At 37.7% G+C, this 9,375-nt stretch carries 8 protein-coding genes; 7 read left to right on the top strand and 1 reads right to left on the bottom strand.

Annotation, left to right across the window (positions count from 1 at the left end; translation table 11 throughout):
* From EHO58_RS19725 to EHO58_RS10410, 3 genes are all read left to right on the top strand, one after another.
* Window positions 1–775: RHS repeat-associated core domain-containing protein (locus EHO58_RS19725; RefSeq protein ID WP_476737863.1), on the top strand; the 775-nt coding region annotated here is incomplete at its 5' end.
* A 33-nt stretch (window positions 776–808) separates the two neighbouring features.
* Window positions 809–1,822 (top strand): hypothetical protein, encoded by a 1,014-nt coding sequence (locus EHO58_RS10415; RefSeq protein WP_135679880.1) that lies wholly within the window; start codon window positions 809–811, stop codon window positions 1,820–1,822.
* A gap of 655 nt (window positions 1,823–2,477) precedes the next feature.
* The gene (locus tag EHO58_RS10410) at window positions 2,478–3,143 is read left to right on the top strand and encodes a hypothetical protein (RefSeq protein ID WP_208728779.1); all 666 of its coding nucleotides are present in this window, start codon (window positions 2,478–2,480) and stop codon (window positions 3,141–3,143) included.
* Between the two features lie 42 nt (window positions 3,144–3,185).
* Here the strand turns inward: EHO58_RS10410 and EHO58_RS10405 are convergent, their stop codons facing one another.
* Window positions 3,186–4,247: an MBL fold metallo-hydrolase gene (locus EHO58_RS10405; RefSeq protein ID WP_135679878.1), complete on the bottom strand. Its 1,062-nt coding sequence runs from the start codon at window positions 4,245–4,247 to the stop codon at window positions 3,186–3,188.
* A 255-nt stretch (window positions 4,248–4,502) separates the two neighbouring features.
* On the opposite strand from EHO58_RS10405, the gene EHO58_RS10400 reads away from it, so the two are divergent.
* The 4 genes from EHO58_RS10400 (at window position 4,503) to EHO58_RS10385 (ending at window position 9,373) form a co-directional block, all read left to right on the top strand.
* Window positions 4,503–4,679 carry a YegP family protein gene (locus EHO58_RS10400; RefSeq protein ID WP_135679877.1) on the top strand — a complete coding sequence of 59 codons (177 nt, stop codon included), beginning with the start codon at window positions 4,503–4,505 and terminating at the stop codon, window positions 4,677–4,679.
* 415 nt (window positions 4,680–5,094) lie between these two features.
* On the top strand, window positions 5,095–6,390 hold the full coding sequence (locus EHO58_RS10395; RefSeq protein WP_135679876.1) for a response regulator: 1,296 nt from the start codon (window positions 5,095–5,097) through the stop codon (window positions 6,388–6,390).
* 4 nt (window positions 6,391–6,394) lie between these two features.
* Window positions 6,395–8,926, top strand: a complete 2,532-nt coding sequence (locus EHO58_RS10390; protein WP_135679875.1) for a chemotaxis protein CheW — start codon at window positions 6,395–6,397, stop codon at window positions 8,924–8,926.
* A 3-nt stretch (window positions 8,927–8,929) separates the two neighbouring features.
* Window positions 8,930–9,373 (top strand): chemotaxis protein CheW, encoded by a 444-nt coding sequence (locus tag EHO58_RS10385; protein WP_135679874.1) that lies wholly within the window; start codon window positions 8,930–8,932, stop codon window positions 9,371–9,373.
* The last annotated feature ends 2 nt before the right edge of the window (window positions 9,374–9,375 follow it).

Here is a 9,375-nt window from a genome sequence, read left to right as displayed (position 1 = left end):
GTTTGTAACTGCGGATTCGATTATTGATGGTGCAGATGATACCCAAGGCTGGAACCGGTTTTCTTATGTAAAGGGAAATCCAATTAACGCGAAGGATCCAACAGGGCATGCTATAAATCTTTCAAATGCAGGAGATGAAGAGCGGAAGTTATTTAAAGAGGCGACTGATTATCTGTCAAAAACGCAGAAAGGAAGGGAATTACTTGAACATTTCAATAAAGGAAAAATTGATATAGATATCAATTTCAATAAAAATGGCAATACTTCGTTTGATCCTAAGAATCCTAAGTCGTTAAATTGGGATCCAAGTTACACTAAAGTGACCGGGAATCGAGTTATAAGCCCGGCTTTGGCTCTGGCTCACGAGTTGGGTCATCGGTTGCAGTTGAGCGAAATGCAAGAAGCTGAAAAGAGCATGAGCGATCGCGCCCCTAGTTTCGATTATGCACATAATGATCCGGAAGAAACACGAAGGAGACTTGAGGAGGAAGTTGTAGATCAATGGGAGAGACCTATTGCAAAGGAGCTCAACAAATTAGGTTTCAAAGAAGGAGTGAGAGGTCATTATGAGGACTGGGAGGCAAAAGTTCGCGTAAGGGGAGGAGCCACGCTGCCGAATATCAAGTCAGTTTATGACGTCGAGTTCCGTGATCCCAACGATAAATATAATAAGTCCGGAGACATTGATGATTTTTCGAATCTCAGGAAAAGCTCGCATTTTAATGGCATACCGATAGAAGAGCGAAAATCCACTAAGGTAAGGAAAACTCAGTGATTTGTATTTTTGAAGGGAAGGATATAGCGAATTTTGTATTCCAATGATGAAATGAATTGTCATGTTTGTAGTAAGCTGTGTATTTTCCTTTTTTCGCTCGTTCATTTGTTATTCGGATTTTTCTTAATTTATAATGGCGTTAGTTTCGTTGTTTCAGCTGAAATATCTAAACTTACATATTCTTATATAATTTGTTTGGTGTTAGGCTGTAGTTCTGGCTTTTCTGTGATAGCCTTGGGAGTTATTGTTTTATTAAAATTAATTCGTTTATATGAAGCGTTTTTAATTTCACTATTGATTTTCTTTTTTTTGTTCTACTTTGGTCGAAATTCGGAAGCTATAATGAGGATTTTTTCTTTATTTAGGTTTTCTTTATTTGTATTGATGCTTGCTGCTATCATATTCTCTTTTTCTATCTTGTTTGCATATTTAATGCAAAATAGATTGGAGTTTTCGTATAGGGAGATCATGCGAAAATTTTTGTTCTTCTGCATAGTTGCTTTTTTGCCACCATTAATGGTTGCTGCTTTTGACTTTGTCCAAAGGGTCGGAGTTGAGCGACCTGTCGGAGTAAGGGAAATCGTAATTAAGTCTGGGAAAAGGAATTCAGCAGCGATAAATTTTTTTAGGGGAGAAGTCTCTGTTTGGCCATTTATGGGAAAAAACGGCGAAATCGCGGATTTGGATTTTAAATTTCGTTGCGGTCACAATTTTTCAAAAATAATTATTCATTTTTTGCAGCCCAAGCTGACTGATAGAATGTCTTTGCAAGAACGCTTGAATGCGGTTGTTACTCTTGGAAACGAAGAATTTGTTTCTCAGTTAAACGAGCTTAATCGAATACAATCAGTTGATATTTCCATTAATAGAAGATCGGATACATTTAATTTGCGAATATCCGGCGGAAATATTGATATTAGAAGAATTGATGTTATTACTTATCAGCCGAGATGGAAATGGCTGTCTGAGAGTGATTCATACGATTTCTTTTTGTGTGATGGTTCGAATCAAGAACCATCGCTACCATTGGTAGTCGCATCTCGATAGAGTTATGTTTTTTCTGGATATTAAAATATGATATGTGCTGAAGGTATTATGGTTTTTTTAGTCGTAGACGACCCTTTAGTTAGCATTTTTAATGCATCTTTGTGTTAGTAGCGTTATATTCGAAAATTAATTGAAGAATCAATACAAATGTCTTTACCCTACGGTAGATTTCATTAGGCAAAAAGTTTCCGATTTCTTCTTTTTCCTCAGAACTTGATTGAATCCCGTAGTTCTTGAATTATAGATTGCATGGCCGATATCCCATTAAACGAACTTTCTCGATCTATTTCCTTCCTTCTTTTTTGATTAGAGCTCTCTCATTTATTTTTTGTGAAAGCGTTTGTCCCAAAAACATTTCTACAATTTTCAAGTTGCTAATAGTTAGAAATAGTAAACAATTTGCAGTTTTCATTCATCTGAAACTAATTCCAAACCCGAAAAGTCAATTTACTGAAATAATAGCAAGTGATGTTCCTACTAGTTTCCTGATTTGAAACTTGAATAAGTTCATAATGAAAGGGTTGGGTAGGCATTTAGAATTTTTAAACTGAATTTGAGATGAAAAGAAAGGGAAAGAAGCTAATGATAAAAGATGAATGTTGCGCCAGAATTAGTAAATTGATCTAATCGAGTTCTCTTAGCAGTATAATAGATATTGCAAAATATTCATCTCATGCTTAAAACTATCTCATTCAGCTTTAGTATAGCATTACTACAATGTTCATCTGCAATCGGAGGTTATGATTTAATCTCGTATGGAGTAGATACCCAATATCAATTGCGTTATGCTGCTGAAACCAATTACTTTGAATCGCTTCGTGATTTAGGATTGGATTATCAATCGAGGGCTTTCTTTGTTGAATATGAAAATCTAAGTACGATTCTTTTCGATTTGAATAATAGGAAATTGAATTTCTACATGGAACCTTCTACTCTAACTGAGAAGGAAAATTATTTGTTATGGGAATTTTGCGGATCTTCAAAGGATTTTGCTGATAGTGATTTCCGTTTTTTTATAAACGATACTCAAATTGAATTATTAGCTTCTTTCGGATTTAATTTCCCATATAAAAAGTTTGGATTAGGTAGAAAGACCTTTTTCCCGCGTAAGAAGGCTGAAGAATATGTTCAGTCTGGTTCTGCGGATGGTGTATTAGCTTGTAATAGATATATTTTGATATCTCGAAAGGATTCGTATAAAAAAGGTCAAAATATATTTTCGATTAGATTTAAGCCTGATAAAATAATGAATTTTAAATTCTTATACGATCATGATTTTGTAAGAAGGTATAAACCGTTTTTCGTGGATCTTGGGGAGTAATATTAAATATTTCTCACATTCTGATATGCGGACTCCCAAAGTTTAGAAAATTTGAGTTATTCCTTCTTTTATTATGATAAAGGTATTTGGGTTCATCCTTAACTGAAGCAGCCGATTTTTTAATTCCTCTGCGGGAGCATTGATTGATTCTTCCGTTTGCTGAAATGTTCCGAAATGTATTCCAATAGAAAGTTTTGAGCCCAAGTCCTTATGGGCTTGTATTGCATCCCAAGGATTCATATGCACTAGCCTCATAAACCATCTAGGCTCATAAGCTCCGATTGGCAGAAGAGAAATATCAGGGTTACCTAATCGATTTTTAATCTCTGAATAGTGGGAAGAATAAGCCGCATCCCCTCCGAAATAAACTCTTTTATCTCCGATCTTGATCATATAACTTCCCCATAAACTACGATTCCAATCGAATATACCTCTTGCCGAAAGATGTTGCGTTGGAGCAAAAGTTACTTCAGCCTTTTTTTCGATTTTGATCGTTTGCCACCAATCCATTTCTTCGGTATTCAATATTCCTTCGGATTGAAGAAGTTCCTTATCCCCCAAAGGGACTAAAAACTTGGGTGAAAATTTTTTATTAAGAATTTTCAGAGTTTCTAAGTCTAGATGATCATAATGGTTATGACTGATGATAATCAGATCTATCGGTGGAAGATCGTCCATTTGGATACCGGCTTCTCTTACTCTTTTTGTTCCAATCCAGCTTACTGGACTGATTCTATTCGACCAAACCGGATCTGTCAGAATATTCATCTCATGAGATTGTATTAATACAGTGGCATGATTGATGAATGTGATCGCGATTTGATTTTTGTATAATGGAATTTTAATGTGCTCTTTTTTTTCATTTTGGACATTTTCCGGCCACTTTTCGAAATGAATTGTAGCCAAAAGTTTTATCATTCTCCAGATTCCGTTTTCTTCTATTTGGGTCGGGTTATAAAAACGTTTCCCATCGAAATGATCCGAGTCAGGATATTTCGTAGAAGCACAGCATCCAAATAGGAGAGAGGAAATTAAGAAAATGAACGGAAGAGCGGTGCTTTTTCCGATTCTGTTGTTACCGCCGGGAACGATTGGTATTTTCATTTTTCCCTCCTGCAATGAATAAGCATATTTAGGATTATGTAGGAATTAGGAGAAAAGGTAAAGATTCAATACTGCCGTTTGATTGCCTAATCCTACCTTGTTAATTATGATGACCTTTCCCGTTTCTATATAAGTTCGTACTATCGCATTTGGATTGGATTTTAACATTCTCAATCTTTCAATGCGTTCTTCAAAAATAAATTGACTATCTCTTTTGGGTTAAGCTATATTTCCCCCACCTATAGGAGATCAAAAATGTCTGCGAAATTCGTAATTTATAAGGATGCTAAAGGAGAATACAGATTTAGATTAAAGGCCGCAAACGGAGAGATCATTGCGGTAAGCGAAGGTTATTCTTCTAAACAAGCCTGTGAGAATGGGATTGAATCCGTTAAAAAGAATGCACCCAGCGCGCCGGTCGAAGAAGAGTAAAATTACATTTTTAAATCAAAAATCTAAAAGAGCATAGTATCTATTGGTATATAAAATAAATATTATGCTCTTCTTTTTTTCTGCTATTCCATTCTTCCTGTAAAAGCCTTCGTGTTAGTCTTCTCGCACCAAACTGGTGCGACTTATCAAGTTATCTTAAGTATTTCTATTGATCTGAATAATTGATATTTGTCAATTTTAGTGTGTTTCCTTAAAGACAAATGCATAACGTTTGTGGCCAAAGTTATATTCTTTATGCGCGGATTAAAATTAATTTATATTAATTCTATTGAGCACATTCAAAAGTAATAGACCTGCGTAATAATTTCGATCTATCTCAAGTCTCTAAAAATTGTTCGATTGTGATCCTTGCTCTTCACATGAAGGGCGCAATAAGAATAGAGGAAGAGAGTGTATGAACTTGGAGTTGGATCAAGTTGTCGATATGCAGGTGCTATCAGCAGAATCCGGAGCTGGAAAAATTCTGATCATAGAGGATTCGCCGGAGATTGCATTAGTTTACGATCATTTTTGCAGAAAGATGAATTGGGACTTCGATATCGCGTCTAACGGAATAGAAGGGATGAGGAAGGTTCTTTCTGCTCCTAAGCCTTATGCCGTGTATCTTGTCGATCTGGTAATGCCTGAGCAAGATGGCCCATCTTTTATTAGGGATCTTAAAGAAAGAGATCCGAATGCGATTATAATCGTACAATCCTCTTTAGAGGCGCCTGAGAAAATTATAGAAGTAATGAAGCTCGGTGTTTTTGACTACCTAGTCAAGCCGATCAAGAAAGAAGACTTTGATAGAGCGATTATCTTGGCTTTGCAATATAATAATCTACGGGCTTTTCAAGCCGACGTGGAAAGATCAAATCGTAACGTATTAAAAGAACAGTTGGATTGGTTAACGTATAAAGAATCCCTCCGGAAGTCTGATGAAAATTCATTATCCCTTTCTACGATTAAATCCTTAAATACTTCCTTTTCCCAGGGCTCGGGGATAGGTGCTATTCTTTCCCTTCTTGATCTGTTGAAGATGGGGCATCAGGCTACTGAAAATGGTGCACTAGTAAGTAACGAAATATTAAATCTTCTTTATGCAAGCCAAGATATCTTAAGAAAGCAGCTCGGCGCTTTATCCACCATTCTATCTTTGGCAAGCGAACAGGCGAAGATGGAAACAATTTTAATCGGCGACTTGGTGCATATTCTAACCAAGAGATCGGAGATATTTGTTCCCTTTTTGGATAGGAAAGACCTAAAGATACGGTTTTCGTCCAGCAAATCGAAAGAATCAGTCAAGATACAGATGGATTGGTTGGGCATCGTATTCGAGGAGCTAGTCTTGAATGCAATGAAATACTCCAAGAAGTCCACCTTCATTGACGTTTATTTCAGTAAGATCGACGGATATTTCTGCTTAGCAATCAAGAATGTTGTTACCTCCAGTCAGGAACTTGTGGATGAAGAAAATAAGGAAGTATTAGTGACTCGTCCTTTTTATCGTCTCCTTCCTCCTGTCGAGGAATTTTCCGAGTTAGAAAGGTTCGGCATGGGCCTGGGTTTAACCGCCGTAGATATGATCGTAAATAAACATCGAGGCATATTTAATATTCATAATGTTTCTGATCATACTGCCGCTTCGGTGGAACCATGTGTAATGGCTGAAGCCTTCTTTCCAGTTGTAGTATCTCAACCGGTGTGCTGAATATATGGAAGTAGATTACGAAAACCTGTTGAAAGATTATTTAGTGGAAACTAGAGAGCTACTTGATATGGCAGAAGAGTCAATTCTTGAATTGGAGAAGGACTACCATCAGGATCAGATTAATACACTCTTTAGGGTGATCCATACTATAAAGGGAAATTCCGCAATCTTCGATTTTCCTTTAGTCACTAGCTTGGCTCATTCTTTCGAAAATCTATTGAATCAGTTGCGTAAGAAAGAGGCCAAACCTTCCGATCGGGAGATCGGTCTTTTTCTAGATTGTATCGATGCTCTGAAAGAAATGAACGAGAGCAAAGATAGTATTTCGGATTCGAAAGTTTCAGAATTGGTCTTTAGGATCAATGATGTCCTAAAAAAAGAAGATGAGAACTTAGGGTCGGAGGAGAAACCTCAGTTCGGATTATATTCTCTCCCCAAAAAAAACAAAGCTTTAACTTTTCCCCCTAATGTAGAGGGAATTTCATTCAAAGACGGGAAAGTATTGATCCCTAAAAGTTATATTGCGAAGGCTGAACAGGCAGGTTCTTCTCTTTTTCTGGTTAAATTCCAGCCCAAGGATCCTGAGGATAAAAATTGTTCCAAGATTATGGAAAAATTTTCCGATTTCGGTCTGATCCTGAGTCATGGGGACTTTAACGGGAAGAACGGATCACAATCAAACGGGCAGAATAATGAAATACATTATGCAGTCGTAATGTATTCTTCTGACAAGGAAAGTTTTCTGAAACTTTCTCCGGTTTCTTTACTCTCTGCATCCACAATTTTTAAACCTGATACGAAGAACATCACGTCGGTTGCACAGATTGAGCCGGATCGTCCCGTGCAATCAGCGATTGTTCAGGAAACTCAAGCCAAGCCCAAAGATATTTCGGCCGAACACTATCTCAAGATCCCGCTACAGCTTTTGGATCATATGATCAATCTTGCCGGAGAAACGATTATAGTAAGAAATCAACTGCTTCAAAAGATAGAGAGTTATGATGATCCTTCTTTGTTATCGATCGTGCGAAACTTGAGTCAGTTGATTACCTCTTCTCAAGAAAGCGTCATGCGAACTAGATTACAAAAACTAGAATCGCTTTATAAAAGGATTCCAAGATTAATCCACGACCTTGAGAAAACCACAGGTAAGGAAGTTGAGTTATCCTTAGTGGGGGGAGAAGTCGAACTTGATAAAAATATAATAGACTCGATCTCGGATCCGATTACGCACATGATCAGAAACTCGGTGGATCATGGGATAGAATCTCCCGAGGAAAGAGTTTTGGCCGGAAAGCCTAAGAAGGGGAAAATACTTTTATCCGCATCCTTAAGAGGAGGGAACGTTATCCTTAAGGTCGAAGACGACGGTAGAGGTTTAAATATCGAAAGTATTAAGAATAAGGCGATCGAAAGAGGTCTTATTACGGAAGAAGAGGCGAAAAGGAAATCTCCGGAAGAATTGTCCGAGTTTATTTTTTCTCCCGGGTTCAGCACTGCTCATATGGTCTCTTCCACTTCGGGCCGAGGTGTCGGCATGGACGTTGTAAAGATGAATTTCCAGAAAGCCGGAGGGACAGTCTCAGTTTCTTCCAGACAAGGAGCAGGGACTTCGGTTATCGCAAGCTTACCTCAAACGCTTTCCATCATTAATTGCCAAATGGTTCGGACTTCCGAAATGCTTTTTGCAATTCCTCAGCAGAATATCTCGGAGCTCATTTTATTGGATCGAAAATCCGTATCATATCTGGAGAAAAAAATGGTCTACCGGCTAAGAGGCCACCTTCTTCCTTTGATCGATACTGGAGAAATACTTGGATTATCTTCCGATCATTCAAGAGAGGCTAACGACAAATACATCGTAGTTGTTCACACCGAAAAACATAAATTTGGAATGTTGATAGAAGAGATTGAAAATCCGGAAGAGATAGTGGTTAAACCCCTCTCTAAGGATCTGGCAAAGATTAATCTTTATACGGGCGCAGCGATATTGGGAGACGGAAATGTAGCGCTGATACTCGATATTTCCGGGATTAGCAAATTCTTAAAATTACATACGAATATAAAAGAGGAACTCCGTACTAAATCGATTAATGAGATCGAAGATCGTGAACATTATCTTCTTTTCTCTGTCGGTAAACAATTGTTCGGATTAGATTCGAGATTCGTTATCCGGATTGAACAAGTGGATCCGAAATATTTCGAAAGGGTGATTGATAGTGTAGTAATGCAGTATCGCGGAGAAGTCGTAGAACTTTGTAGATTGGATCGTTACTTCAATTTGAAAGAAGTAGGAAAGGATGCCGAAAGAACTATGATCCTTGTCCAGACTTCTCTCGGCAAAAAAGGGATCCTTGTAGAAGAAATTCATAATGTAGTCGGGGAGATAGGTTCTTTTGCTAAGAATGAAGACCAATCTTCCGGAATCATTGGTAACGGGATCGTATTGGCGCAAACTGTAATAGTCATCGATCCGATCGTTGTTTTGGAAAAGATCGGAAAAGATCCGATCTGTCACGAGGTTATTTCGGAGTAATAGATGGCAGAGCAGGAAGATAAGAAACAATATTTATCGTTTTTTCTCGGAACCGAAATTTACGGACTTCCTTTGGAAGGATGTAAGGAAGTGGATCATAATAAAAGAATATTAAAAGTTCCGCATTCTCCTGAATACATTGAGGGGATTGTAAATTTACGTGGAGATCTGGTTACTATACTGAATTTGAGGTCACTCTTCGGAAAGGACCGGACAAACGGAGAAGGAAAACATTCTCTTATTCGTTTGAAAGGGAAGAAGGAAACCTTCGCTATCCTTTCCGATTCGGTTTCGGATATCGTAGAAGTTGCTAATAAGGATCTGGAGAGTTGCCCTTCTCATTTAAACGAGAAAGAGGCGAGGTTCATTCGAAACGTAACCATTTTAAAAGATAAGACCATGATTATTTTGAATAGGGAAGAATTACTACGTCTGGAAGACGAGTGAGG

The organism is Leptospira selangorensis, from assembly GCF_004769405.1.
In the GTDB taxonomy this organism is placed as follows: Bacteria; Spirochaetota; Leptospiria; order Leptospirales; family Leptospiraceae; genus Leptospira_B; species Leptospira_B selangorensis.
Note: the sequence above shows the minus strand (reverse complement) of the source record. Positions and strands in the feature narration are given on the sequence as shown.